The organism is Nocardioides luteus (assembly GCF_015752315.1).
In the GTDB taxonomy this organism is placed as follows: Bacteria; Actinomycetota; Actinomycetes; order Propionibacteriales; family Nocardioidaceae; genus Nocardioides.
On sequence record NZ_JADOVJ010000001.1, the window covers coordinates 5,553,089 to 5,578,285 of the forward strand.

The following is a 25,197-nucleotide window of genomic DNA, read 5'->3' on the forward strand; positions in this document are numbered from 1 at the left end:
ATAGATGGAGGCCGCAGGCAGATCGCCTGCGGCCTCCTTGATCCCGAGCGTCAGCGACCAGCGGCTGTGAGCTCAAGGGATGCGGGGAGAGGCTCGAGCACCGGGTCGATGATCCGCGACGATGCCTCCGACCGAGCGACCCGACTGCGGCGCAGGTCCTTGACGGTCGTGAGGCGGCGGAGCCAACGGTCGGTGCCGTCGTAGCGAGCCTTGAACGGCTTACGGCCGTGCAGTGCACGGTGGTTGTCGACGATGAGGATCTCACCCGGGGCGAGAGCGACGTCCTCGACGTTCGCGGAGAGCTCCATGATGAGCAGCTGGAGCGCCTGGTCGGCCTCGACGTCACCCGGCAGCGCCTCCATGTAGGGCGGGTCGAGCCGGACGTCGGGAGCCTGCGGAGACCCGGAGAGCACGGCGGTCGGCGTGGCGAGCAGCTCGCCCTCGTTGACGCCGGCCTCGCGCAGGTTGCGGAGGTGCTCGTCGTCGGGGCGGATCACGTAGCGCGGCTCGAACAGCGGCGCGTACTCCGGGCCGGTCACGTCGATCGAGCTGATCCCCACCGCGGTGGTCGGGATCATGTCGTCGTTGCGCAGCGAGATCAGGCCGAGGTGGTCGCAGCGCAGGTCGCTGAACGCGTCCTCGATGTGCAGGTCGAGCACGACGTCGCTGCTGTGGCCGGTCTGCAGGCTCTCCTGCTTCTGGATGGGCAGGATGTTGTTGACCAGCTGGCCACCCTGCAGCGAGGACCAGGAGACGGCGTCGCCGAGCTGGGCCATGATCAGGGCGAGCCAGAAGTCGGCGGCGTGCGGCGCCTGGGCGTCGGGGTGGTTCCAGTGCGGCGGGGTCGGGCCGGCGGTCACCGGAAGGCCGCTGATCACCAGAGCATCGGTCGCATCGCCGTAGCGGAACGCACGGATCGCCCGGGCGACGCTCTCGGGGAGCTCACCACCGAGGAACGGCGCGGTCTCGAGGAACTCCGAGGAGACCGGATCCCCGAATCGAGCGAGCAACGACTCCGCCAGCGTGGCTGCGGCCTGGGACTCGGCTGGGGTCATCTCGACCCGGGTGACTACGGACTCTGCGCCCACAACATTGACCTTTCGGACTTTGTGGTGGAGGGGTTTCGTCAGAAACGTTTTCTGGCACCCGCACCAAAGGGTTTCCTAAGTTCGGGACCACTTTGTTCCGCCGTACGGAATTCAAACGAGTGATAGGTCCAAATGACGAGACGATAGGTATTAGGCCCCTTGCGCAAACGGCGTGAACCTGTTTAGGGAATGTATCTCCCTTGCGGTATCCCAGTTACCAGAGATTTGCCCGTTCAGCCTGGCTTTTCGGAAATCGTCGGCAGGAACCTTCACCGGTACGGATCGACGAGCTCGCGCAGCGAGGTGAGCGCCTCCCGCAGCGCCGTCGCCAGCCGGGGCCCGAGGTAGTCGTTCCACTCCTGCTCGACGCTCATCGCCACCTCCCGCGCACGGTCGGCTGCGGCCTGCCCCTCCACCGTGAACCTGATCAGGCGCGCGCGACCGTCGGTCGGGTCCGGGACCCGCTCGACGAGCCCCTCCCGCTCCAGCGCCGCGACCAGCACGCTCGCGGTCTGCTTGGTCACCTGTGCCTGCTCGGCCAGGTCCACCAGGCGCGAGCCGTCCTCGGCGATCCGCTGGGCGAGCCGAGCCTGCGCGACGGTGATGTTGTAGCCGGCGTCCCGCATCGCCGAGATGACGCGCTCGTCCATCGCCCGGTAGGCGATGAGCATGAGCGTTGCGATGTCCATCGAACCCCCTTGACACCCTGCGGCACCCTGGTCAATATGGTCAGCAAGACTGACTATCATACCGCTCTCCGGTGTCCAGACAGCCGTCTGTTCACGGGGCTCCGCCGGACGCGTGTTGCCTTCACGATCTCCACCGCCGCCTCGCTCGTCGAGGCCCGTCCCGAGCAGGTCACCATGAACGCAGTCGCACAGCTCAGCGCCGGCATCTCCGCCGTGATCCTCATCGCCGTCTTCCCCCTCGAGGCCTTCTTCATCGAGCGTCCGGCGGTCCAGCGCTTCCTCGGCATCGAGGCGCACGGCATCCGCAACGTCCACCTGTGGTCGTTCTGCATCGGCGCTCGTAACGCCCTCGCCGGGGTCGGCACGCTCATCGGGCTCTGGATGGTCAACTTCGGCGACGAGACCGCCGGGGTCACCGTCGTGGTCGTCACCTGCATCTACATGCTGCTCGCCTCGCTGTTCATGGGTGTCGCCGACGCCCTCGGCTTCTGGCTCCCGCGCGGCGGCAGCATCAAGGGCACGGTCGCCTCGTCCGTACTCCCGGCGATCGCACTGATCGCGATCGCAGTCTGATAGCGGGAACCACCCCGGAGCACTACGCTCCGAAGCATGGGCACCGCGATCATCTCGGGACTCTTCGCCGTGGTGCTCGCCTGCGTCGCCTGGGGCCTGCAGAACGGCAGCCGACGGGCCCGTGTCCTCTCCCGGATCGAGCGCTACACCCAGATCCTCAAGGACATTCCGTACGGCCATCCGGCGCGGGCCCATCTCGACGCCGCCCTGGCCGCCGAGGCCAAGAAGTTGAGCGCCCTGACCGGCGCGACGCCGTCGTTCGCCCCCGCGCCGCTCCCCGACGGTCCACTCGAGCCCGCCGACGGCGGACCCGCGACCATGGACGACATCTTCGGGACGGGCGACCATCGACCGATCACGCCCGGCGCACGGCCCCCGGTTCAGCCGCCGATCCTCTCACCACCATGGACTGCGCCACCACGGGTTCGCTCGTCCACGCCGCTTCGGGCGTACGCATCCGTGGGGCTGGGGGTCCTGGCCGGCGGGTTCGCGATCTTCGCGCTCTGGCTCGCCATCGACCAGCTCGTGCACTGAGATCACATGCCTTGACAGGCATATTCCGTTTGAGGCATGTTTAAGGGGTGCCCACCCGAGACGTCTTCAGCGTGATCGCCGACCCGACCCGCCGGCAGATCCTCGACCTGCTCTGCCAGCGCGAGATGGCGGTGGGGGAGCTGGTGGAGACCCTCGGGCTCGCCCAGCCGAACGTGTCCAAGCACCTGCGGACCCTGGGCGAGGCAGATCTGGTCCACGTACGCATCGACGGACCGCGCCGCCACTACCGGCTGCGTCCCGAGCGGCTCCGCGAGCTGGAGGAGTGGCTGGCGCCCTACCGCCGGATGTGGGCCGACCGGCTGGATGCGCTCGAGCGTCACCTGGACCAGCTCGACGACCCCGACCACGAGGAGGACTGAGATGACCACGACGACCGGACCCATGGGCGAGGTGATCCGCGACGGCGAGAGGACGGGCCTTCGCTACGTACGCCAGCTGCGCCACTCCCCCGAGAAGGTGTGGCGGGCGCTGACCGAGCCGGACGGCCTGCGGCACTGGTTCCCGACCGACATCGTCGGCGAGCGTGTCGCCGGCGCGCGCCTGAGCCTCCCGTTCTGGCCCGAGGGCCTGGAGCTGGCGAGCACCACCGAGGCGATCGAGGAGATGGGTGTCGACCCGGACAGCTACGTCTCGGAAGGGGAGCTGCGGGTGTGGGACCCGCCCCGGACCTTCGAGTTCACCTGGGGGATGGACGGTCGTACGGACCTGACCGACCTGCTCCGCTTCGACCTCGAACCCACCGACGACGGCACCCGCCTCACCTTCACGACCTGGCTGGGCGGACCCACCGGCAACACGGACACCGCCGTCGGCTGGCACGTCTGCCTCGACCAGCTCGCCGGTCTCCTCGACGCCCCGGGCTCACCGACCGACGATGCCGCCGTCGTCGTCCAGCGCGTCATGGCCCAAGCCGACGAGCTGCGCCCTGCGTACGCCGCCCTGATCTCGTCGTAAAGCGAACGAAACCGCAGGTCACCCTGCGGTTTCTGTGGTGGAGCGTAGGGGACTCGAACCCCTAACCCCCTGCTTGCAAAGCAGGTGCGCTACCAATTGCGCCAACGCCCCGGACGGGTGTCCGTCGGTCAGTTCACCTTGTCGGTCGCCGCGGCCCAGTGACCCTTCTCGGGGTTGGACTGGTCGAGCTTCTTCTTGGCGAGGACGATGCCAGCCGCGGCCAGCAGTACGAGGACGATCTTCTTCATGTCTTCTCCTGCAGGTCGTGGGGGAGCATCACTGCCCGTTAGACCAGGAAAGCGTACCGGCCCGCCATGAGGCGTACGAAATCAACCGGCCTCGGGATCGGGCGCCAGGCCGAGGGAGGCGATGGGGGTGAGGGTCATGTGGGTGCTCGCCCACATCCGGCCGGTCAGGAGCCCGAACCCGTACGCCGAGGGCCGGCTGTAGGGGGAGGCGCCGGACTCGTAGGTGGTGATGAGCTCGCCCGAGACCTCGACGATGGCTTCGGCCATGTTCGGGAACTTGAACTTGCGCCGGACCGCGCCGACGCGGCCGTCGGGCTTCCGTTCGCAGATGAAGATGGTGCTCGGCCGGTGGCGGCCGAACGACGAGGAGAAGACGTACTCGTCACGGCGTACGACGACGCCCTGGACCTTCGGCGGGGTGGTGGTCGAGATGACCGGCTCGGAGAAGTCCCACTCGCCGTTCTCGCCCTTCTCGTAGGCGTACAGCGTCTGGTTGCCGAAGCCACCCACGTAGAGCTGGTTGCCACGGATCCGGCAGTAGGAGCCGGCCGCCACCTTCACCGGCGCCTCGATCGGCTCGACCTCGGCGGCCTTCTCCGAGTTGCGGATCTTCGACAGCGAGTAGCGGTAGAGCTTGCCGGTGCCGCCGCCGGCGCCCTTGGACAACCAGACGTCGTCGCCGTCGACCGCGACGCCGCCGGCATGGCCGGGGCCGGCCTTGCCGTTGAAGCCCACCAACAGCACCTCGGCGACGGTCTTGCCGCTCTTCAGGTCGACCAGGACGAGCGCCGAGCCCTTGTCGTGGGAGTAGTAGCTCTGGGCCAGCAGGTTGGTGTCGGGGCCGTAGCCCAGCCCCTGCGGAGTCCAGTCGTCGGTGCCGCCGGTGGCCAGCGTGTTGGGGATGAGCGGGCCGACGCGCCCACCCAGCCGCTGCCCCCACCTCTCGGTGCGCCGCATGCCTCCCCTGACCCATCGCCGCGTACGTCCCGGGATGGAGTCGAGGTCGAACGGAAGGTCGATCTTCGTCATGATGGTGATGTTCGCATGCGGTTCCTACCGTGGTCGGATGGCGTACCGGCTCACGGCCGATACGTTCCCTCTGTGACGAGCGATCCCACTGCCTCTCCAGCCACGCCGACCCCGCGAGAGCTGGTCGGCGCCCTGACCGGGTTCGGCCGCGGTCTGCTGCGCCCGCGCCGCCCCGACCAGCGCCTTCTCGCCTCGATCACCGACGCCGGCCTGCCTCGGGGCGACCGGACGGTGACCGTACTCACGATGCCCCAGGTCCCGCGTACGCTGCCCGCCGGCGGCCTCATCGAGGGCGCCGGGCTCCGCCGGTCCGTGCGCAACGCGATGACCTGCTTCATCGTCAGCCATCCGGAGGCGACGTTCGTCGTCGACCCCTCCTACTGCCGCGATGCGCCCGAGCGCGCCCTGAGCGAGCTCCCCGGGATGCTGCGCCGGCTCGTGACACCGCCGGCCGACACCGTTCCGACGGTCGACTCGCTGCGAACCGCGCACGTCGAGCCCGACTTCGCCCTCCCGACCCATGCCCACTGGGACCACATCTGCGGCCTCCTCGACCTGCCCGGCCTCCCGGTCCACATGCGGACCACCGAGCGCGACTGGGTCCTCGGCCCCGGCCGGCCGCCCGTCGGGGGAGTGCGCCCGGCTCTGACCGATGGCCGGCCGGTGGAGACGTACGACCTCGACGGCCCGCCCGTCGCCACCTTCACCGCCTCCCACGACCTGTTCGGGGACGGCTCCGTCCTGCTGGTCGAGCTCGCCGGCCATACGCCCGGCAGCATCGGCGTCCTCGCCCGCACCGCCTCCGGCTGGGTCCTGATCGCCGGCGACGCCGCCTGGCACTACGACCAGGTCGACCTGATCAGGCAGAAGCCTGCCTTCCCCGGCGACCTCGTCGACGAGGACCGCGACGCCGCCTTCGCCACCCTCCACCGCCTGCACCTGGCTCGCCATCTGATGCGGGTCGTCCCGACTCACGACCACGACGCGTCCAGTCGGCTCTAAAACGAGGAAGAGGCCCCCGACGGGAGCCTCTGACCTGCGGCTCTCGCTCGCCGCGCTCGAGCCTTCTCAGACATCATGGCCCCGCCGGATCGACGGGGCCACGAGCAGTATTGAAAGTCAGAACGTACGTCGCACCGTGACCGTGGTGGTCTTGCCACTTCGGATGTTCTTTGCGATCAGTACGGCCTTGGTGAACTTGTTGGTCCGCTGGAAGCCGGTGAAGCGGTGCCTGAACTCACCGATGTTCGTGTCAACGCCCACGTTGACGACCCTCGACTTCTCCTGGAAGCCGGCCGGAGTCCACAGACGTACGGTGAGGCGGTACTTGCCGAGCCGGTTCGCCACGCCCTCGACCCGGACAACGCCGGAGTCGCGGCGCACCGTGATCTGGGAGGACGGGCCCATGCCGATGACTCGGTAGGGGTTCTGGTCGACACGTCCGACGCAGACGACCGAGTAGTCGCCCGAGAAGTACACGCCCATGACCGGCTTCGGCCAGGCGAGGGTGGACTTCGTGGTGTCGCGTACGACGCCGTCGACCGGGTGGAGCGTCGCCGGCTCAGTCGACGGATCGGACGGCTCGCTGTTGCCGACCATCGTGAATCCGGACCAGTTGGGCCTCTTCACGTCACGAATCACCGTCGTTCCGATGGTGCCGCCACTGGGCGAGCGCCGGGCGCCGACGGTGATGACACCAGCGCCACCCTCGCAAGCGCTTGTGACGTTGACAGACGGGGTGGTCGCAGCCTGCGCGGAACCACCGAGTGACAGGGTCGCTGCACCGAGCGCGAGGGCAGCGGCAGCAAGCGTGAACTTGCGGAGCATGGGTCTTCCTTCGAAGTCTAGGCGCGCTGCAACATGCGGCGCGCTTGCATTGAAACACCCGTGCGGGTATCCGTCAGTCGATTCGACACACAGAACCCCAACAGCGCTCGTAGAGCAGGCTATGCAGCAGTGAACAGCTCGACCCCTGGGCCTCCGCCCAGCGGTTCCGGGCATCCTCGGGGCATCTGACGAAGGAGACGGCCCCGAAAACGAAGTCGAGGCCCCCGACGGGAGCCTCTGACCTGGTGAAACTGCTGTGCGCTTAGGAGGACTTGAACCTCCGACCCCCACATTATCAGTGTGGTGCTCTAACCGTCTGAGCTATAAGCGCAGGCGCCAACTGGGGGTGGAAGCCCCACCAGCAGGCGAGAGGAAACATTACCCGCCCGCCGCCCGCGGAACCAAAACGGTGACACCCTGCCCACCCTGGGAAGGTCAGTCCGAACCTGGTTCGGATGAGCCTCCCCAGGGTTAGGGTTCCAGCATGTCCGACTCGGAGGACCTGGCGGCGATCTTCGCGCGTGAGGATGCGGCTCGCTTGCTCGATGCTCAGCGGCGGATGCAGCACGGGGTCGCGAGCTACGCCCAGCTGACCGCTGGGGGGCTCAGTTGGGTCGACGTCGAGCGGGCGGTACGCCGCAACGAGCTGCGCCGGGTGCACCCTCGCGTCTACATCGACCACACCGGCCCGCTCACCTGGGAGCAGCGGGCCTGGGCAGCGGTGCTCTACGCCGACCCGGCCGTGCTCTGCCGGGACAGCCTCGAGGCGCCCAGGGGCCGTGACGACGGCCGGCCGATCCACGTCGCGATCGACCACTCCCGCAAGGTGATGCCTCAGCCAGGCATCGTGGTCCACCGGATGCGCGGGCTGAAGCTCAAGGCGTACGGTGGCATGCCGCCACGTCTCAAGGTCGAGGACAACGCTCTGGCGATGGCGAACGAGGCGGCGTCCGAGATCGACGCGATCGGGCGGGTTGCCGAGGTGGCGAGCAGGTCGTACGTCACCGCCGCCAGTCTCCAGGCGGCGCTGGACCGCGCGCACTCCCTACGCCGGCGCAAACTCATCCAGGGATTGGTGGACGATCTGGCGTCGGGCACGCACTCTGTGCTCGAGCACGGCTACCTCACCAAGGTCGAGCGGCCCCACGACCTGCCAGCGGGCAGGCGCCAATCTCCCCGGGTCGGTTCCACGGGAAACCAGCACCGCGACGTCGAGTATGAGGCGTACCGGCTGGTGGTCGAGCTCGGCGGTGCGCTCGGCCACGACTCCTGGCGAGACCAGGCTCGCGACGCGGACCACCAAGAACGGATGGCCCGGAAACCTGCGCCCATGCGGCGACACCTGCGAAGCATCATGCAAATGAAACCTGGGGAGGGCCATCCGAACCATGTTCGGACTGCCCTCCCCAGGTTGAGAGAAGCGGGTGCGGCTCAGTTCTCGGTGAGCTCGACCTCGACGCCACCGAGCAGGGCGGCGGCCATGTTGTAGAGGAACGCGGCGAGGGTGGCGACGGCGGTCATCAGGACGATGTTGACCACCGAGACGACCATGGTGAAGCCCATGACGCGGGCGAGGCCGAGGTAGTCCTGCACGTTCCAGCCGGCGCTGGAGTCACCGACGACGTCCTGGACCGCCTGGTTGATCGAGTCCCAGACACCGGCGGCGCCGAGCACCGACCAGATGACGAAGACGGCGACGATCACGACGACGCTGAGCGCGATCGAGAGCAGGAAGGCCATCTTCATGACCGACCACGGGTCGATCCGGCTCAGGCTCAGCCGGGCACGGCGGGCCGAGCCGCTGACCGCGGCCCGCTCCGCGCCGGCTGGGCCGGAGGTGCGGGCGGTCGAGGCGACCGCCGAGGTCGTACGCCTGGCAGCGTTGGCCACGGTGTCAGTGATCCGCTGGGTCACCGGCTGTGCTGCGGTCTCGTTCCGCTCGGTCATCGCGACTCCCCCAGTCGTGCTGTCGGCGGTGCGGTCCGTCATCAGGATTCATCTTCCGTCGTCGTCTCGGACGGCGCTCCGTGCTCGCCGTCTCCATCGATTGTTACATCATCTGCAACCTCTGTCCCGGGGACGATCTCATCGTCGACCTCGCGGGCCTCGACGGAGCGCGCCACGACGGCGACCGAGTCACCCTTCTTGGGCGAGACGAACTTCACGCCCTGGGTCGAGCGACCGGTCGCCCGGAAGTCGGAGTTGATCGGGCTGCGTACGACCTGGCCGGACGCGGTGATCGAGAGAACCTCGTCGCCGTCGACCACGATGAACGCACCGACCAGACCGCCGCGGTCGGCGTTGGCCAGGGCCATCGTCTTGATGCCGAGACCGCCGCGGGACTGCAGCCGGTACTCGGAGATCTTCGTACGCTTCGCGAAGCCGCCGTCGGTGATGGTGAAGACGAACTGCTCCTTGACCTGGTCCGGCGACTCCGCGCCGGAGACCGGAGCGGCCACGTCGGCGGTGTCCTCGTTGGCCTCGGAGAGTCCGGCCGCGATCTCGGCGGCGACGTGCTCGGCCCGGATGACCGACATCGACAGCAGGGAGTCACCGTCGCGGAACTTCATCCCGGTGACGCCGGAGGTCGCCCGGCCCATCGGCCGCAGCTGGTTGTCGTCGGCGCGGAACCGGATCGCCTGGCCCTTGCGGGAGACCAGCAGGATGTCGTCCTCGGAGTTGACCAGCTCGGCGCCGATCAGCTCGTCGTCGTCCTCGCGGAAGTTGATCGCGATGACGCCGGCCTGACGGGGCGAGTTGTAGTCGCCGAGGCGGGTCTTCTTGATCAGACCGGAGCGGGTCGCCAGCACGAGGTAGGGCGCCTGCTCGTAGTCGCGGATCGCGAGCACCTGGGCGATCGACTCGTCTGGCTGGAACGAGAGCAGCCCGGCCACGTGACCGCCCTTGGCATCACGCGCCGCCTCGGGCAGGTTGTAGGCCTTGATCCGGTAGACCCGGCCGGCGGTGGTGAAGAAGAGCAGCCAGTGGTGGTTGGTGGTCGCGATGAAGTGCTCGACCACGTCGTCGCCGCGCAGGGTGGCGCCGCGTACGCCCTTCCCACCGCGCTTCTGGGTGCGGTACTCGTTGGCGAGCGTGCGCTTGGCGTAGCCGCCGCGGGTGATCGAGACGACCAGCTCCTCATCGGGGATGAGGTCCTCCATGGAGAGGTCACCGTCGGCCGCGATGATCTGCGTACGCCGGTCGTCGCCGTACTTCGCGACGATCTCGTCGAGCTCGTCACTGACGATCTGACGCTGACGGGCGACGTTGGCGAGGATGTCCTCGAGGTCGGCGATGATCAGCTCGAGCTCGGCGAGGCGGTCGATGATCTTCTGCCGCTCCAGGGCCGCGAGGCGACGCAGCTGCATGTCGAGGATCGCGTTGGCCTGGATCTCGTCGATCTCGAGGAGCCGGATCAGGCCCTGGCGGGCGTCGTCGACCTCGGGGGAGGAGCGGATCAGCGCGATGACCGCGTCGAGCTGGTCTAGAGCCTTGACCAGACCGCGCCAGATGTGGGCGTCCTCCTCGGCCTTGCGCAGCCGGAACGCCGTACGCCTCCGGATGACGTCGATCTGGTGCTCGACCCAGTTGGAGATGAACTGGTCGATCGACAGCGTGCGCGGCACACCGTCGACCAGCGCCAGCATGTTGGCGGAGAAGTTGGTCTGCAGCTCGGTGTGCTTGAGCAGGTTGTTGAGTACGACACGGGCGACCGCATCACGCTTGAGCACGACCACGAGCTGCTGCCCGGTGCGGGAGGAGGTGTTGTCCTTGACGTCCGCGATGCCCTGCACCTTGCCGGTGTCGGCCAGGTCGGCGATCTTCTGGGCCAGGTTGTCCGGGTTCACCATGTAGGGGAGCTCGGTGATGACCAGGGTGGTGCGGCCCTTGTTGTCCTCGTCGACGTCGATCACCGCACGCTGGGTGATCGAGCCACGACCGGTGCGGTAGGCCTGCTCGATGCCCTCACGGCCCACGATCAGCGCGCCGTTGGGGAAGTCGGGGCCCTTGACCCGCTCGATCAGCGCGTCCTGGAGCTCCTCACGGGTGGCGTCGGGGTGCTCGAGCGCCCACTTCGCGCCGGAGGCGACCTCACGCAGGTTGTGCGGCGGGATGTTGGTCGCCATGCCGACGGCGATGCCGGCCGAGCCGTTGACCAGGAGGTTGGGGAACCGCGAGGGCAGGATCGACGGCTCCTGGGAGCGGCCGTCGTAGTTGGGGCCGAAGTCGACGGTGTCCTCGGTGATGTCGCGGACCATCTCCAGCGCCAGCGGTGCCATCCGGCACTCGGTGTAACGCATGGCCGCGGCCGGGTCGTTGCCGGGCGAGCCGAAGTTGCCCTGGCCGTGGATCAGCGGGTAGCGCAGCACCCACGGCTGCGCCAGCCGGACCAGGGTGTCGTAGATCGCCGAGTCGCCGTGGGGGTGGTAGTTACCCATCACCTCACCGACGACGCGGGCGCACTTGGAGAACCCGCGGTCGGGGCGGTAGCCACCGTCGTACATCGCGTAGAGCACCCGCCGGTGGACGGGCTTGAGACCGTCGCGTACGTCCGGCAGCGCCCGGCCGACGATGACAGCCATCGCGTAGTCGATGTAGCTGGCCTGCATCGAGGACTGCAGCTCGACGGTCTCGATCCGGCCGCCGGCAGAGGTCTGCCCGGGGCCTTCCGGAGGAGTCTCGGTCACGATTTCACTTTCTGCGTGCGTCTATCGGTATCTAGGGCCTCGGCGAGACTCAGATATCGAGGAATCGGACGTCCTTGGCGTTGCGCTGGATGAAGGAGCGCCGTTCGGCGACGTCCTCACCCATGAGGATGGAGAAGATCTCGTCGGCGTGCGCGGCGTCCTCGAGGGTGACCTGCAGCAGCAGTCGCTGCGAGGGGTCCATCGTGGTCTCCCACAGCTCGTCGGCGTTCATCTCGCCCAGACCCTTGTAGCGCTGGACCGGGTTCTCCTTGGGGAGCTTCTTGCCCTGCTCGAGGCCGTCGCGCATGAGCGCGTCGCGCTCGGCGTCGGAGTAGACGAACTCGTGCTCGGCGGGCTTGTTCCAGCGCAGGCGGTAGAGCGGCGGCTGGGCGAGGTAGACGTAGCCCTGCTCGATCAGCGGCTTCATGAACCGGAACAGCAGCGTCAGCAGCAGCGTGTTGATGTGGTGACCGTCGACGTCGGCGTCGGCCATCATCACGATCTTGTGGTAGCGCAGCCGGTTGATGTCGAAGTCGTCGTGCACGCCGGTGCCCAGCGCGGAGATGATCGACTGCACCTCCTGGTTGGCGAGCACCTTGTCGATCCGGGCCTTCTCGACGTTGAGGATCTTGCCTCGGATCGGGAGGATCGCCTGGATGCGCGGGTCGCGGCCGGACTTGGCCGAGCCGCCCGCGGAGTCACCCTCGACGATGAAGATCTCGCACTCTTCGGGGTTGGTCGACTGGCAGTCGGCGAGCTTGCCGGGCAGACCGCCACCGCCACCGATGCCCTTGCGGTTGCGGGCCAGGTCGCGGGCCTTGCGGGCCGCGATCCGGGCCGAGGCCGCGGCCATCGACTTGCGGATGACCTCCTTGCCCTCGGCCGGGTTCTGCTCCAGCCAGGCACCGAGTTGGTCGTTGACCGCGCCCTGCACGAAGCCCTTGACCTCGGTGTTGCCGAGCTTGTCCTTGGTCTGACCCTCGAACTGCGGCTCGCTGATCTTCACCGAGATGATCGCGGTGAGACCCTCACGGATGTCGTCACCGGTGAGCCGGTCCTCCTTCTTCTTGATCAGACCCCACTCCTCGCCCCAGCGGTTGATCAGGGTGGTGAGCGCGGCGCGGAAACCCTCTTCGTGGGTGCCGCCGCCGGGGGTGTTGACCGTGTTGGCGAAGGTGTGGACCGACTCGTTGTAGGAGGACGCCTGCCACTGCATCGCGATCTCGACGCTCATCGGGTTGGGCGCCTTGTCGTCGGTCTCGGCCTCGAAGGCGATGATGCTGGAGACCGGGGTCTTGCGCTTGTTGAGGTGGTCGACGTAGTCGGCCAGGCCGCGCTCGTAGTAGAAGGACTGCTCCAGCACCCGCTCGCCGTTACCGGTGCCGTGCAGCTCGTCGGCGCTGTCGGTGTCGGACTCGATGGTGCCGTCCTCGACGGCCTCGGCGATCGCGGAGGCCTGCGGACGCTCGTCGCGCAGCTCGATCCGCAGCCCCTTGTTGAGGAACGCCGTCTCGCGGAAGTGGCTCGAGATGGTCTCGAGGTTGTAGTCGGTCGACTCGAAGATCTCCGCGGAGGCGTTCCACGAGATCGTGGTGCCGGTGCGCTCACCCTCCTCGAGCTCGCGGACCTCGCGCAGGTCGTAGTCGGGTACGCCGCGGGTGAACTCCTGCTCCCACAGGCGGCCCCGGTTCTTGATCTCCATGTGGAGGTTGGTCGAGAGCGCGTTCACCACAGAGGAGCCGACACCGTGCAGACCACCGGAGACCTTGTAGCCGCCACCGCCGAACTTGCCGCCGGCGTGCAGGACGGTCAGCGCCAGGGTCGCGGCGGGGATCTCCTGGCCGGCCGCGGTGTCGGTCGGGATGCCCCGGCCGTTGTCGGCGACGCTCACCCAGCCGTCCTCGCGCAGCGTCACCTTGATGGTGTCGCAGTAGCCGGCGAGCGCCTCGTCGACCGCGTTGTCCACGATCTCCCAGATGAGGTGGTGGAGGCCGCGGGCTCCGGTCGACCCGATGTACATACCCGGTCGTTTGCGGACCGCTTCGAGTCCTTCGAGGACCTGGATGGCAGACGCGTCGTATGCGACTCCGTCGGCGGTCTGGTCGTCCGGCATGGGAGTCGTCTGGTCGGCAGCGGTCACCGGTGCGATCCACCTGTCATTTCGGTCCGGATACGGACGTGGTGTCGGTCGGGCATGCAACGGGCCGACCAGCGCCGGGGAAGTAAAACCTAGGACGATCGACCCAACCTCTATGTTACCCCGTAGAACCCCGGATTCCACGCACGCGGCCTGTCCTGAGGGGCAACTGTGACCGAAATGGCCGTCTGTACGTCTCCTGACGGTGTCTCTGCGCCCTCAGCAGGGGGCTCGGTGAGTCCCTATACGTCCACGGGGCGCTCAGAGCGGCAGATCGCGGCTCATGCGATGAGGCTCGAACACCTGTTCATGGCACGTTCTGGAGCCGCCCTCAGCCGTAGGTGTCGCGGGGTCCGCGGCCGTCGCGTACGCCTCGCGGACCCTTCTTCCACGAGGGGAGGTGCGGGCCGAGCACCTCGATGACGAGGACGGTTCCGTGCCCGAGCTCCTCGTTGAGCCGCTTGACGAGGTTGGGCGCCAGCAGCTTCAGCTGGGTGGCCCATGCGGTCGAGTCGGTGCGGACGGACAGCTTGCCGTCGGCGTACGACTCCGGGGTGGTGTGGTCGGCGATCTCCTCGCCGACGATGTCGGGCCAGCGGGCCATCACGCCGTGGACCCGGAGCGAGGTGTCCCAGCCGTGGTCGTCGACCATCCGGCTGACCACCGAGTCGATGAGCTGGGGGTCGCGGTCGTCGGGGCGGGCGCCGGAGACCATGCCGCGTCGCGTCGCGCCGTCGGGCGGACGCCGCTTCTTCCGCATCCCGGCCTTGGGCGCGGGCATCTTCGCGGTCGCCCGGGTCAGGGACCGGGCGAGGTCGAGCCCGTCGGGGCGCTTCTCGGGTTCTTCCTCACCGCCTTCGGCGGTGGTCTCGACAGGCTCGAGGCCACTGCGTTCAGACCTCGGCTCGTCACTCACCGCGGGTCACCTCGCCGGCCTTGACGTGGTAGCGGGCACCCGCGAGAGCGGCGGGTACGTCCTCGGGGACCGCGGCGGTGACCAGGACCTGCTCGGCGTCGGCGACCAGCTCGGCCAGCTGGACCCGCCGCTGGCTGTCGAGCTCGGCGAAGACGTCGTCGAGGATCAGGATCGGGTCGTCCCCGTCGGCCCGCAGCAGGTCGTACGCCGCCAACCGGAGCGCCAGCGCGAAGGACCAGGACTCGCCGTGGCTGGCATAGCCCTTCACCGGGAGCCGCTCGGCGCCGGCGCTGATGTGGAGGAGCAGGTCGTCGCGGTGGGGACCGACGAGACTGATGCCGCGGTCCAGCTCGTCCTTCTGACGCCTTGCCAGCTCCTCGAGGATGGCCTGGCGGAGGGTCTCGACGCTCGGGGCGGTGGTCTCGACAGGCTCGACCACCGGTTTGTAGGTGATCTCGGCGTCGTCGCGGCTGGCGCCGCGGGCGACCGTCTCATAGGCCTTGCCGACGTACGGCTTGAGCGCCTCGACCAGGGAGAGCCGCTGGGAGAGGATCTCGGCACCGATGGTGGCGAGGTGGTCGTCCCAGACGGCCAGGGTGGCGAGCGCACCCTCGCGCGCGGACCCGCGCGCGAGCCCGGCGGTCTTGAGCAGGGAGTTGCGCTGCTTGAGGACGCGGTCGTAGTCGCTGCGTACGCCGGCCAGTCGCGGGGCGCGCAGGATCATCAGGTCGTCGAGGAACCGCCGCCGGTCGGAGGGGTCGCCCTTGACGAGGGTGAGGTCCTCGGGGGAGAAGACGACGGTGCGGACCAGGCCGACCAGGTCGCGGGTGCGGGGGAGCGGGCTCTTGTTGATGCGGGCCTTGTTGGCACGGCCGGCGTTGATCTCGACCTCGAGCGTCGCGGTGCGACCGTCCCGCACGACGGCGGCGCGCACGACGGCCTGCTCGGCGCCGGCCCGGACGAGCGGGGCATCGGTGGCGACCCGGTGGGACTGCAGGCGGGAGAGGTAGTCGATCGCCTCGACCAGGTTGGTCTTGCCCTGGCCGTTGCGCCCGACGAAGGCGGTCACGCCCGCTTCGAGCGGGACCTCGACGTTCGGGTACGAGCGGAAGTCGTGCAGAGAGAGGTGTGAGACGTACATCGGGTTTCCTCTCTCGTTAAGGTGCCTGCATGACCCAGTCTCCCAACCCTTACGGCCCGCCTCCAGGGCAACCCGCCCTTGGCGAGCCGGCCGGGCCTTTCTACCTGTCGGTGATGGGCCAGGTCCATGGGCCCTACCCGGTCCAGCAGCTCGCCCAGATGGCTGCGGCGGGCCAGATCAAGTCGGACACCCCGGCGAGCCTCGGCACCGACCAGCAATGGTTTCCCGTGAAACAGATCCCCGGCGTCTTCTCGAGCCGGGAGTGGCTGATCACCCTGCTGTTCTCGATCTTCCTGGGTGGGTTCGGTGTCGACCGGTTCTACGTCGGTCAGATCGGGCTCGGTGTCCTCAAGCTGGTCACCTGTGGCGGCTTCGGGATCTGGTCGCTCATCGACATCGTGCTCGTCGCCATCAGAAAGTTCCCGGATGTCGACGGCAAACCCCTCGCCTGACCTGCGTCAACGCGTTGCGGCGGTGAGCTCCACGGAGGTCACCGCCGCCATCGGCGTCGGCGGGGTGGTGATCGCTGCGCTCCTGCCGGCCGGCGGCATCGAGGACGGCCCGGTGCTCTGCCCGTTCCGTGCACTCACCGGTCTGCCCTGCCCCGGCTGTGGCCTGACCCGGTCGTGGGTCTACCTCATGCACGGCGACATCGGCTCCTCGCTGGCGAGCAACTGGTTCGGTCCGGTGCTCGTCCTGGCCGTCGTCGTCCTGGCCGTGGTCTCGGTCCGCTCCCGGGTGGCCGGGAAGCGCCCTGCCGATCTCGACAAGCTCGTGAAGAGCCCCGTCGTCCTCGGACTCTTCGCGCTCTTCATCACCTACGGCGCCGTGCGCCTGATCCTCACCCTGACCGGAGTCATCGACCCCATCTAGGTGGTCGAGCCTGTCGAGACCACCCCGCGCGGCGGGTGCTCAGGCCTCCGACTCAGAGATCACCGCGTGCCCGCCGAAGCCGTTGCGCATCGCAGCGATCGCCTTCATCGCGTGGTCGTCCTCCTGGCGCGAGACGAACCGCGCGAACAGCGAGGCCGAGATCGCCGGCATCGGGACGGCGTTCTCGATCGCGGCCTCGACGGTCCAGCGGCCCTCGCCCGAGTCGTCGGCGTAGCCCTTGATCTTGTCGAGGTGCTCGTCGGCGCGCAACTGGTCGACAAGAAGGTCGAGCAGCCAGGAACGTACGACCGTGCCGGTGCGCCACGAGGCGAAGATCTCCGGGACGTTGTCGACGATGTCGACCTTGTCGAGGAGCTCCCAGCCCTCGGCGTAGGCCTGCATCATCGCGTACTCGATGCCGTTGTGGACCATCTTGGAGAAGTGGCCGGCGCCGGGGGTCGAGCCGCAGTGGACCAGACCGTCCTCGGTTCCGGACGGCTTGAGCGCCTCGAACGCGGGCATCACCTTGGCGGCGTTCTCGGCGGAGCCGCCGTACATCAGCGCGTAGCCGTTCTGGAGACCCCAGACCCCGCCGGAGACGCCGCAGTCGACGAAGCCGATGCCCTTCTCGGCGAGGCTCTCGGCGTTCTTGGCGTCGTCGGTGTACTTCGAGTTGCCGCCGTCGACCACCAGGTCGCCCTCACCGAGGAGCTCCTTGAGCTCGGCGATCGTCGAATGCGTCGGGTCGCCCGCCGGCACCATCACCCAGACCACCTTGGGGCTGGGCAGCGCCTCGACCAGCTCCGCCAGGCTCGCCACGTCGGCGAGGTCCGGGTTGCGGTCGTATCCGACGACGGTGTGACCGGCCTCCCGCAGCCGGGTGCGCATGTTGCCACCCATCTTGCCGAGACCCACGAGTCCGATGTCCATGCAAGGTTCCTTATCCGGTGGTCGAGCTTGTGCCCGGTGGTCGAGCTTGTCGAGACCACCCTACGAGCGACAGAAATCAGGAGAGCAGGCGGCGCGGCATCAGCAGGTAGCGGAAGCCCGGCTCCTCGCCACCTTCGGCCGGCTTGCCGCTGATCACCACGGGCTTCGGAGCCTGCGTGAAGGCGAGCTCGACGACCTGCTCGTCGATGGCCTGCAGCCCGTCGAGGAGGAACTGCGGGTTGAACCCGGTGGTCAGTCCCTCGCCCTCCATGGTCGCCTCGATCGACTCGGACGCCTGGGCCTCGTCGCCCGAACCGGCGTCGAGGGTGAGCACGCCGTCCTCGAAGACCATCTGGACCGCGGTGTTGCGCTCGGCGACCAGGGCGACGCGCTTGACCGACTCCACCAGGGAGGCCTTGTCGACCAGCGCGGTGGTGAGGTGCTCGGCCGGGAACAGGCTGCGCACCTTCGGGAACTCGCCGTCGAGCAGGCGCGTCGTCGTGCGTCGTACGCCACCCGCGGCCGCGCCCTCGAAGCCGATGATCCCCTCACCGGTGCCGGTGGTGGACAGAGCCAGGGTGACCTCGCTGCCGCTGGTCAGCGACTTGGCGGTGTCGCCGAGCACCTTCGCGGGGACCAGCGCGGCCAGGCTCTCGTCAGGGGTCGCCGGGTTCCACTCGAGCTCGCGGTGGGAGAGCCGGAAACGGTCGGTGGCGAGCAGCGAGATCGTGGAGCCCTCGATCTCGAGCCGCACGCCGGTCAGCACCGGGAGCATGTCGTCGCGGCCGGCGGCGGTCACGGCCTGGGCGACGGCGTGGGCGAACAGCTCCGACTTCACGGTGCCGGCCGCGGTCGGCATCTCCGGCAGGGTCGGGTAGTCCTCGACCGGCATGGTCTGGAGACTGAACCGGGCGCTCCCACAGGTGAGCGAGACGCGGGCACCGTCGGTGACCATCTCGACCGGCTTGGCCGGGAGGCTGCGGCAGATGTCGGCGAGCAGCTTGCCCGAGACCAGTGCCTTGCCCTCGTCGGCGACCTCGGCCGACAGCGTCGCCCGTGCGGAGGTCTCGTAGTCGAACGTCGAGAGCACCAGGCCCTCGTGGCCCGCCTCGATCAGGAGGCCGGAGAGCACCGGGGTGCTGGGGCGTACCGGAAGGCTGCGGGCAGCCCAGGCGACGGCATCCGCGAACACGTCGCGGTCGACGCGGAACTTCACGATGACCTGTCCTTCTTCTAACTCGACATCGGGGCGTGTGAGGACATGTGGCCCGGGCTGTGCTTGAACCTGGGGGAAGACGCCACCGGTTCCGGAACGCCCCCGCGTTGACATGACCTGGAGTACGCATCCTGCCACGGACCGCCGACAACCGGTAAGCGCTCAGCCCTGTCGTCTCTGCACAAGCGTCCAGGGCGCTCGAAGCGCGGAGCGGGTTGTCCCCAGGGAAGGGCGTTCGTGGAATTTCACCGAGGATCCATGGACATAAATAGTTTCTTACGTCGTAAGAGCATCTGTGGGAAATGTGGATGATCGCCGTTTTACCTGGTCAAGCCAGGAAATGTGATTCCACAGGGGGTGTGGACGCCTTGCTGAAATGACGCACGTCACTGTGGGCTGTGGAGAGTTGTCGGCCCGTTCCGGTGTTTTGTGCACAGGCCATCCCCTTTTCCATCCCATTTGAACGGCCGGTTCTCCACAGGTTCCACCCAACCTGTGGGCTGTGGACAACCTGGCAAATCTCGTCCTGTGGGTTTTCCAAATCCCAAAACGCGAAACGGCCGCCGACCCGGAAGGGGCGGCGGCCGCGTACGACTGCTGGTTCGGCTAGGCCTGGCGCGCCTGCATCTTGACGCGGTTGGTGAGCTCGGAGACCTGGTTGAAGACGGCTCGGCGCTCGGCGAGGAGCTGGTTGATCTTCCGCTCGGCGTACATCACGGTCGTGTGGTCGCGGCCGCCGAAGTGCTTGCCGATCTTGGGCAGGGAGTCCTCGGTGAGCTCACGGCACAGGTACATGGCGATCTGACGGGCCATGACGAGGTGGCGCCCACGCGAGGGGCCGGTGAGCTCGTCGATCGACAGCCCGAAGTAGGCCGCGGTCTGGGCGATGATCAGGCCGGCGGTGATCTCGGGCTCGCCGCCCTCCGGGATCAGGTCCTTGAGGACGATCTCGGCCAGGGTCAGGTCGACGTCCTGCCGGTTGAGGTTGGCGAACGCCGTCACCCGGATCAGCGCGCCCTCGAGCTCACGGATGTTGGTCTGGATCTTGCTCGCGATGAACTCGAGCACGTCGGGCGGCGCGGTGAGCCGCTCCATCGCCGCCTTCTTACGAAGGATCGCGATGCGGGTCTCGATGTCCGGCGGCTGCACGTCGGTGATCAGGCCCCACTCAAACCGGTTGCGCAGCCGGTCCTCGAGCGCCTCGAGCCGCTTGGGCGGGCGGTCGGAGGTGAGCACGATCTGCTTGTTGGCGTTGTGGAGCGTGTTGAAGGTGTGGAAGAACTCCTCCTGCGTCTGGGTCTTCCCCTCCAAGAACTGGATGTCGTCGATCAGCAGGACGTCGACATCGCGGTAGCGCCGCTTGAACCGGTCCTGCCGGTCGTCGCGGATCGCGTTGATGAACTCGTTGGTGAACTCCTCCGAGCTGACGTAGCGCACCTTCGCCCCGGAGTAGAGACTCCGGACGTAGTGACCGATCGCGTGCAGCAGGTGGGTCTTGCCCAGACCGGACTCGCCGTAGACGAGCAGCGGGTTGTAGGCCTTGCCCGGCGCCTCGCTGACCGCGACCGCGGCCGCGTGCGGGAACCGGTTGGACGACCCGATGACGAAGGTCTCGAAGGTGTACTTCGGGTTCAGCCGGGTCTCGAGGACGTTGTGGCTCGGCTCGCTCGCCCGTGTCGGCGGACCGGGCACGAGCGGCCGCGGCGGGACCGGCTCCTCGATGGGAGCCACCGGAGGGGCCGGGGGATTTGTCGACATATCGGCATAGTCGGGACGTACGTCGTCATGACCTGCCGGCTGGGACGGCTGCTGAGTGGGCGGCGGCACGGTCGGAGCCTGCGGTGCCGCGTAGGCGACAGGGGCCCCGGGCTCCTCGCGCGGCATCTCGGTGGCCGGCGGGACGCCGGGGATCAGGCCCGGCGCGTTGGTCGGGTAGACCGACTGGTGCGGGAAGGCCGACGGGTTCGGGAAGGCGTTCTGCTGGAGCGCGGCCGCGGCCGCGTCGGCAGCAGCGATCTCGCGCTCGGAGATCATGATCGCCTGGGTGTCGGGGTCGGGCGTGACCTCGATGTCGGGGTTGACGGTGACCGCGATCCGGATCTCGCGGTTGAAGATCTCACCGAGCGACTTCTCCAGGGTGCCGCGCAGGCGGCCCTCGATCTGGTTACGGATGAAGTCGTTGGGGACCTCGACGATCGCGGTCGACCCGTGCAGGGTGAGCGGCTCACTGTCCCGGAGCCAGGCTCGCTGGTTCGGCGGAAGCTCGGCGACCACCCGCGTCCATGCGGACTGGAGATCTGGCTGTGGTTCTGGCGCGAGGCCGGAGTGCTCCACAGATTCCTGCCTTCCCTGAGGGCTCGGGTGGGTGGTCTTGTCTTGATGCAGCCTGGATTGACGCAGCGGTCAGGTCTACATCCTCCACAGACTTTTCCACAAGCTGTGGAGCATCCCCGAATGTAGGCATCGGAGACCAACCGAGACACGTCGCCGTTCTCGAGAATCCGACCGTTTCGGCAGGTCAGGCGGGAAAAATAGATCCCGGCTTGGCATCCCCCCGAATGCGGCCGACGCTCCTGACGATGTGCAGGGAAACCTCGGTAGAGGACGAAGTTACCGGCTGGCGACCTCCACGGGCAACCCGTCCTCCACAGGTGGAGGCATAATCACAGGGATGTGATAGGGCGTGAGTTTGACCGTGGTTTCGCCGTCCACGTACCGTTGCTAGGTCCGTCGAATCTACGGACGCCGCATGTCCACGCCTTGGTCGCCGAGGCGCGGACGGGCGGTGTTTGTTGAAACGGCCCGCCTGGAAACACCGAGGGCGACCCCATTCGTGCCGGAAGAGCGACCGGCCACCACACCACACCACTAAGGAAGCACCCCGTGAGCAAGCGTACTTACCAGCCGAACAACCGCCGCCGTCACAAGACGCACGGTTTCCGCCTGCGCATGCGCACCCGCGCCGGCCGTGCCATCCTCGCGGCGCGCCGCCGCAAGGGTCGCGCGAGCCTGACCGTCTGAGGCCCCGGCCTCAGCCACCACGCGCGTGCTGCCACGTCGTCATCGACTGATCGATTCGTCGGGCTTCAAAGAAGCGGTACGACGAGGCAAGCGCGCGGGCTCGAAGAGCCTGGTGGTCCATCTGCTCCTCCCCGACACCGGCAGCGATGCCACTCGGGAGGGCGACCCGCAGGTGGGCTTCGTGGTGAGCAAGGCCGTCGGCCCGGCCGTCGTCCGGAATCGTGTGAAGCGCAGACTGCGTCATCAGGCCCGGGAGTCCCTGAGCGGACTCCCGGGCTCTGCTGTGCTTGTGGTCCGTGCGCTTCCCGCTGCCGCCGACGCCGACTACGACGCGCTCGGCGCCGATCTGCGGCGCTGCCTGGAGCGGGTGCTCCGATGAGCACAGCAGTCCGCGTCGTACGTGGCGGCCTCGACAGGTTCGACCACCTGGTCGCGTCCGTCCTGATCGGGCTGCTGCACGTGTGGCGGACTCTCGTCAGTCCGCTCTACGGCGATGTGTGCCGCTACTACCCGTCGTGCTCGGCGTACGGACTCGAGGCCGTCAGGACGCACGGCCCGTGGCGCGGGAGCTGGCTGACGGCGCGCCGTCTGGCCCGGTGCGTCCCCTGGGCCAAGACCCGGGGCTTCGATCCCGTACCTACCAAAACCCCTGAAGACGTTGTCCGTGTAAGTGCGGACTCCCCAAACCGAGGAGCCTGATTCCGTGGGAGCCATAGGCGATCTGTTCGGATGGATCGCAACACCGCTGTATTACGCCATCTCGGGCATCCTGCTCGTGTGGCAGAAGGCGTTCGCGTACGTCATTCCGTCTGAAGGCTGGCAGTGGGCTCTGGCCATCGTCGGCCTGACCGTGACCATCCGAGCGCTGCTGATCCCGCTGTTCGTGAAGCAGATCAACTCCAGCCGCAACATGCAGCTGCTGCAGCCGAAGGTCCGCGAGCTTCAGAAGAAGTACGGTCACGACCGCGAGAAGCTCGCCAACGAGACCATGAAGCTCTACAAGGACTCGGGCACCAACCCGTTCGCGTCCTGCCTGCCGCTGCTGCTGCAGATGCCGATCTTCTTCGTCCTGTTCCGGATGCTCGAGCACGCCTCGGACGGCATCGGCAAGGGATTCCTGAGCGACGAGGCCGCCCACGAGTTCGCCACGTCGACCTGGCTCGGCTCGCTGCTCTCGGACCAGTTCACGACGGCCGACCACACCAGCACGTACTTCCTGACCGGCTTCCTGGTCGTGGCGATGATCGCCACCACGTTCCTCACCCAGCGTCAGCTGATGTCGAAGAACATGCCGGCCGACGCGATGACCGGACAGTACGCCCAGCAGCAGAAGCTTCTGCTCTACGTCCTCCCCGTCGTGTTCGCCGTCGGTGGTATCGCCTTCCCGGTCGGAACGATCCTCTACTGGACCTCCTCCAACCTGTGGACCATGGGCCAGCAGTTCTACGTGATCCGCAACAACCCGGCCCCGGGCACTCCGGCGTTCGAGGCGAAGCAGGAGCGTGACAAGGCCAAGCGCCGGAAGAAGGGCCTGACCGACGCGGAGATCGACATCGCCGAGGCCAACGAGGCGGCGGAGGCGGAGAAGCGCTCCGCGACGCGTACGCAGCCCAAGAACCAGACCAGGAGCCAGCGGAAGAAGGCCGGCACGAGCGCCGGTCGCTCCACGACCCAGAAGAACGGGGGAACCAAGTGACGACTCAGGACGTGAGCGAGACCGTGACCGAGACTGAAGACGCGGTCACCGAAGAGACGCGCCTCAAGCAGCTCGAGCAGGAGGGTGACATCGCGGCGGACTACCTCGAGGAGCTCCTCGACATCGCCGACCTGGACGGTGACCTCGACATGGACGTCGAGGGCGACCGTGCCGCGGTCTCGATCGTCGGTGGCGACCTGCAGCAGCTGGTCGGCCGGCACGGAGAGGTCCTGGACGCGCTCCAGGAGCTGACCCGGCTCGCTGTCTACCGCGAGACCGGCGAGCGGTCCCGGCTGATGCTCGACGTCGGTGGCTACCGCGCCGACCGTCGCTCGACGCTGATGGCGCTTGCCGAGGAGACCGTCGCGAAGGTCAAGGAGTCCGGTGCGCCGGTCTCGCTCAAGCCGATGTCGCCGTTCGAGCGGAAGGTCGTCCACGACGCCGTCGCCGCCGCGGGACTCACCTCCGAGTCCTCCGGTGTGGAGCCGCGACGCTACGTGGTCGTCCTGCCTGAGTGACGCTGACACAAAGAGATCGCCCCTCGTGCCGACTGGCACGAGGGGCGATCTTCTTTGTGCGGATGTTTCACGTGGAACGGGGGAACCGCGCCATCTCGGTGTGGTGGTCTCGACAAGCTCGACCACCGTCCGGCTAGGACCAGTAGACGATGACCCGGTCGCCGATGCGGATCTGGTCGAAGACCCACGCGATGGACGACTTGTTGCGGACGTTCACGCAGCCGTGGGAGCAGCCGTTGTAGCCGCGGGCGGCGAAGTCGGGCGAGTAGTGCACGGCCTGGCCGCCGTTGAAGAACATCGCGTACGGCATCGGCGTGTGGTAGATCGACGAGACGTGGTTGCGGCTCTTGCGGTAGACCTTGAAGGCGCCCTCGCGGGTCTTGGTGTCCGCGCAACCGAAGCGGGCATCCATCGCCCGGACGATCTTGCCGGCGCGTACGTAGCGCATCCGGCGGTCGGTCTTGTCGACGCAGAGCACTCGGCCGGTGAGGCAGCGGCGGTCGAGGTTGTAGAGCGCCGCGTCGGTCGGGGTGCTCGTCAGCGAGCGGAGGCGGTCGAGGGTGCGCTGGTTGACCTTGCCGGTGATGGCCAGGTGCTGGTTGCGCTGGAAGACCTTGACGGCGCCGGTGGTCTTGGAGCCGTAGTTGCCGGTGACGCGGCCGGTGTAGATGCGCCGCTCCTTGAGGCGAGCCTGAACCCTCCGCACCCCGATGCCGGTCGAGCCCTGCTGGTAGAGGACGGTGTAGGCCGTGTGGAAGCCGGTCTGGCCGATGGAGGCCGACGGCGCACTGGCCTGGGCGCCGCCGGGCGCCGCGATCGAGCCCAGGGAGAATCCCAGGGCAAGGAGGGTGGTGAGGAAGATCGCCACCGGGGTTCTACGGACGTTCACATCATCTCCGTGGGGTCAAGGAATCGTGGCCCGGTCGGGCGGGCCGCTGGGGTCGCACTCGGGGTGCGACGTTCTACGACTAAGACGTTCGAGCAGCGTGCGCGGTTGCATCAGATTGCGCGATGGCTGCTCGCGGACTTTAGCGCACCGGGAGCCCCTGAGACCCCTTTCCGGACCCTTCTCTGGATTCGTCGGGACGTGGTCGCTCG

The 25,197-nt window shown here is 67.9% G+C and carries 27 protein-coding genes and 2 tRNA genes; 13 read left to right on the forward strand and 16 right to left on the reverse strand.

The genetic code is table 11. From position 1 onward, the window contains the following. Nucleotides 1–50: 50 nt before the first annotated feature. The gene (locus HD557_RS29150; RefSeq protein ID WP_050800489.1) at nucleotides 51–1,088 is read right to left on the reverse strand and encodes a TauD/TfdA family dioxygenase; all 1,038 of its coding nucleotides are present in this window, start codon (nucleotides 1,086–1,088) and stop codon (nucleotides 51–53) included. A 269-nt stretch (nucleotides 1,089–1,357) separates the two neighbouring features. After that, the gene (locus HD557_RS26585) at nucleotides 1,358–1,777 is read right to left on the reverse strand and encodes a MarR family winged helix-turn-helix transcriptional regulator (RefSeq protein WP_040754643.1); all 420 of its coding nucleotides are present in this window, start codon (nucleotides 1,775–1,777) and stop codon (nucleotides 1,358–1,360) included. A 174-nt stretch (nucleotides 1,778–1,951) separates the two neighbouring features. Between HD557_RS26585 and HD557_RS26590 the strand changes: the two genes are divergently transcribed. Genes HD557_RS26590 through HD557_RS26605 form a run of 4 tightly spaced genes read left to right on the forward strand, consistent with a single transcriptional unit; the run spans nucleotide 1,952 to nucleotide 3,859 of the window. Continuing rightward, nucleotides 1,952–2,350, forward strand: a complete 399-nt coding sequence (locus tag HD557_RS26590) for a DUF1304 family protein (protein WP_196876075.1) — start codon at nucleotides 1,952–1,954, stop codon at nucleotides 2,348–2,350. Between the two features lie 36 nt (nucleotides 2,351–2,386). Further along, nucleotides 2,387–2,884 (forward strand): hypothetical protein, encoded by a 498-nt coding sequence (locus HD557_RS26595; protein WP_196876076.1) that lies wholly within the window; start codon nucleotides 2,387–2,389, stop codon nucleotides 2,882–2,884. A gap of 47 nt (nucleotides 2,885–2,931) precedes the next feature. Further along, on the forward strand, nucleotides 2,932–3,264 hold the full coding sequence (locus HD557_RS26600) for an ArsR/SmtB family transcription factor (RefSeq protein ID WP_008355612.1): 333 nt from the start codon (nucleotides 2,932–2,934) through the stop codon (nucleotides 3,262–3,264). Between the two features lies 1 nt (nucleotide 3,265). Continuing rightward, the gene (locus HD557_RS26605; RefSeq protein WP_196876077.1) at nucleotides 3,266–3,859 is read left to right on the forward strand and encodes an SRPBCC domain-containing protein; all 594 of its coding nucleotides are present in this window, start codon (nucleotides 3,266–3,268) and stop codon (nucleotides 3,857–3,859) included. Nucleotides 3,860–3,894: 35 nt separating this feature from the next. Here the strand turns inward: HD557_RS26605 and HD557_RS26610 are convergent. The 3 genes from HD557_RS26610 to HD557_RS26615 form a co-directional block, all read right to left on the reverse strand. Beyond that, a tRNA-Ala gene (locus HD557_RS26610) sits at nucleotides 3,895–3,970 on the reverse strand. Between the two features lie 17 nt (nucleotides 3,971–3,987). Further along, nucleotides 3,988–4,107 (reverse strand): DLW-39 family protein, encoded by a 120-nt coding sequence (locus tag HD557_RS28495; protein WP_008355567.1) that lies wholly within the window; start codon nucleotides 4,105–4,107, stop codon nucleotides 3,988–3,990. Nucleotides 4,108–4,188: 81 nt separating this feature from the next. Next, a complete protein-coding gene (locus tag HD557_RS26615) occupies nucleotides 4,189–5,136 on the reverse strand; it encodes a hypothetical protein (protein WP_196876078.1) in 948 nt (315 codons plus the stop codon). A 72-nt stretch (nucleotides 5,137–5,208) separates the two neighbouring features. Between HD557_RS26615 and HD557_RS26620 the strand changes: the two genes are divergently transcribed. Next, nucleotides 5,209–6,138 carry an MBL fold metallo-hydrolase gene (locus HD557_RS26620; RefSeq protein ID WP_196876079.1) on the forward strand — a complete coding sequence of 310 codons (930 nt, stop codon included), beginning with the start codon at nucleotides 5,209–5,211 and terminating at the stop codon, nucleotides 6,136–6,138. A gap of 117 nt (nucleotides 6,139–6,255) precedes the next feature. Here the strand turns inward: HD557_RS26620 and HD557_RS26625 are convergent, their stop codons facing one another. Further along, complete coding sequence (locus HD557_RS26625; protein WP_008355562.1) at nucleotides 6,256–6,963, reverse strand: hypothetical protein; 708 nt, start codon at nucleotides 6,961–6,963, stop codon at nucleotides 6,256–6,258. Between the two features lie 257 nt (nucleotides 6,964–7,220). Continuing rightward, a tRNA-Ile gene (locus HD557_RS26630) sits at nucleotides 7,221–7,294 on the reverse strand. Between the two features lie 153 nt (nucleotides 7,295–7,447). Here HD557_RS26630 and HD557_RS26635 point away from each other — a divergent pair. Beyond that, the gene (locus tag HD557_RS26635) at nucleotides 7,448–8,452 is read left to right on the forward strand and encodes a hypothetical protein (protein ID WP_196876080.1); all 1,005 of its coding nucleotides are present in this window, start codon (nucleotides 7,448–7,450) and stop codon (nucleotides 8,450–8,452) included. Here HD557_RS26635 and HD557_RS26640 read toward each other — a convergent pair. From HD557_RS26640 to recF, 5 genes are all read right to left on the reverse strand, one after another. After that, nucleotides 8,395–8,952 (reverse strand): DUF3566 domain-containing protein, encoded by a 558-nt coding sequence (locus HD557_RS26640; RefSeq protein ID WP_008355554.1) that lies wholly within the window; start codon nucleotides 8,950–8,952, stop codon nucleotides 8,395–8,397. The two genes, HD557_RS26635 and HD557_RS26640, sit on opposite strands and share 58 nt — an antisense overlap. Beyond that, a complete protein-coding gene (gene gyrA, locus HD557_RS26645; RefSeq protein ID WP_196876081.1) occupies nucleotides 8,952–11,651 on the reverse strand; it encodes a DNA gyrase subunit A in 2,700 nt (899 codons plus the stop codon). The genes HD557_RS26640 and gyrA overlap by 1 nt, the downstream gene beginning before the upstream one ends. 49 nt (nucleotides 11,652–11,700) lie before the next feature. Continuing rightward, on the reverse strand, nucleotides 11,701–13,764 hold the full coding sequence (gene gyrB / locus HD557_RS26650; RefSeq protein WP_008355550.1) for a DNA topoisomerase (ATP-hydrolyzing) subunit B: 2,064 nt from the start codon (nucleotides 13,762–13,764) through the stop codon (nucleotides 11,701–11,703). A 355-nt stretch (nucleotides 13,765–14,119) separates the two neighbouring features. Continuing rightward, nucleotides 14,120–14,704 carry a DUF721 domain-containing protein gene (locus tag HD557_RS28500; protein WP_196876082.1) on the reverse strand — a complete coding sequence of 195 codons (585 nt, stop codon included), beginning with the start codon at nucleotides 14,702–14,704 and terminating at the stop codon, nucleotides 14,120–14,122. Further along, nucleotides 14,697–15,845 carry a DNA replication/repair protein RecF gene (gene recF / locus HD557_RS26660; RefSeq protein ID WP_196876084.1) on the reverse strand — a complete coding sequence of 383 codons (1,149 nt, stop codon included), beginning with the start codon at nucleotides 15,843–15,845 and terminating at the stop codon, nucleotides 14,697–14,699. Before recF ends, HD557_RS28500 begins: the two co-directional genes overlap by 8 nt. A 29-nt stretch (nucleotides 15,846–15,874) precedes the next feature. Between recF and HD557_RS26665 the strand changes: the two genes are divergently transcribed. Together HD557_RS26665 and HD557_RS26670 are read left to right on the forward strand one after the other, a co-directional pair. Then, nucleotides 15,875–16,297 carry an NINE protein gene (locus HD557_RS26665; protein ID WP_008355542.1) on the forward strand — a complete coding sequence of 141 codons (423 nt, stop codon included), beginning with the start codon at nucleotides 15,875–15,877 and terminating at the stop codon, nucleotides 16,295–16,297. A 22-nt stretch (nucleotides 16,298–16,319) separates the two neighbouring features. Continuing rightward, complete coding sequence (locus tag HD557_RS26670; protein ID WP_196876085.1) at nucleotides 16,320–16,718, forward strand: DUF2752 domain-containing protein; 399 nt, start codon at nucleotides 16,320–16,322, stop codon at nucleotides 16,716–16,718. 39 nt (nucleotides 16,719–16,757) lie between these two features. Here HD557_RS26670 and gnd read toward each other — a convergent pair whose 3' ends face one another. From gnd to dnaA, 3 genes are all read right to left on the reverse strand, one after another. Beyond that, nucleotides 16,758–17,648 carry a phosphogluconate dehydrogenase (NAD(+)-dependent, decarboxylating) gene (gnd, locus tag HD557_RS26675; protein WP_008355537.1) on the reverse strand — a complete coding sequence of 297 codons (891 nt, stop codon included), beginning with the start codon at nucleotides 17,646–17,648 and terminating at the stop codon, nucleotides 16,758–16,760. Between the two features lie 76 nt (nucleotides 17,649–17,724). Then, entirely contained in the window at nucleotides 17,725–18,864 is a 1,140-nt protein-coding gene (gene dnaN / locus HD557_RS26680) for a DNA polymerase III subunit beta (protein WP_008355535.1), read from the reverse strand. Between the two features lie 606 nt (nucleotides 18,865–19,470). Further along, nucleotides 19,471–21,198 (reverse strand): chromosomal replication initiator protein DnaA, encoded by a 1,728-nt coding sequence (gene dnaA / locus HD557_RS26685; protein ID WP_008355533.1) that lies wholly within the window; start codon nucleotides 21,196–21,198, stop codon nucleotides 19,471–19,473. Between the two features lie 549 nt (nucleotides 21,199–21,747). Between dnaA and rpmH the strand changes: the two genes are divergently transcribed. From rpmH to HD557_RS26710, 5 genes are read left to right on the forward strand one after another with little or no spacing between them, the layout of a single operon-like run. Then, nucleotides 21,748–21,885, forward strand: a complete 138-nt coding sequence (gene rpmH, locus HD557_RS26690; protein ID WP_008355531.1) for a 50S ribosomal protein L34 — start codon at nucleotides 21,748–21,750, stop codon at nucleotides 21,883–21,885. Nucleotides 21,886–21,910: 25 nt separating this feature from the next. Further along, on the forward strand, nucleotides 21,911–22,264 hold the full coding sequence (rnpA, locus tag HD557_RS26695) for a ribonuclease P protein component (RefSeq protein WP_196876087.1): 354 nt from the start codon (nucleotides 21,911–21,913) through the stop codon (nucleotides 22,262–22,264). Continuing rightward, on the forward strand, nucleotides 22,261–22,584 hold the full coding sequence (gene yidD / locus HD557_RS26700; RefSeq protein ID WP_008355528.1) for a membrane protein insertion efficiency factor YidD: 324 nt from the start codon (nucleotides 22,261–22,263) through the stop codon (nucleotides 22,582–22,584). The genes rnpA and yidD overlap by 4 nt, the downstream gene beginning before the upstream one ends. Nucleotides 22,585–22,588: 4 nt before the next feature. After that, nucleotides 22,589–23,581, forward strand: coding sequence for a membrane protein insertase YidC (yidC, locus tag HD557_RS26705; RefSeq protein ID WP_008355525.1), 993 nt, complete (start codon nucleotides 22,589–22,591; stop codon nucleotides 23,579–23,581). 11 nt (nucleotides 23,582–23,592) lie between these two features. Beyond that, complete coding sequence (locus tag HD557_RS26710; protein WP_307785716.1) at nucleotides 23,593–24,099, forward strand: Jag family protein; 507 nt, start codon at nucleotides 23,593–23,595, stop codon at nucleotides 24,097–24,099. Nucleotides 24,100–24,232: 133 nt separating this feature from the next. Here HD557_RS26710 and HD557_RS26715 read toward each other — a convergent pair whose 3' ends face one another. Further along, nucleotides 24,233–24,988: a L,D-transpeptidase family protein gene (locus tag HD557_RS26715; RefSeq protein WP_196876090.1), complete on the reverse strand. Its 756-nt coding sequence runs from the start codon at nucleotides 24,986–24,988 to the stop codon at nucleotides 24,233–24,235. Nucleotides 24,989–25,197: the final 209 nt, after the last annotated feature.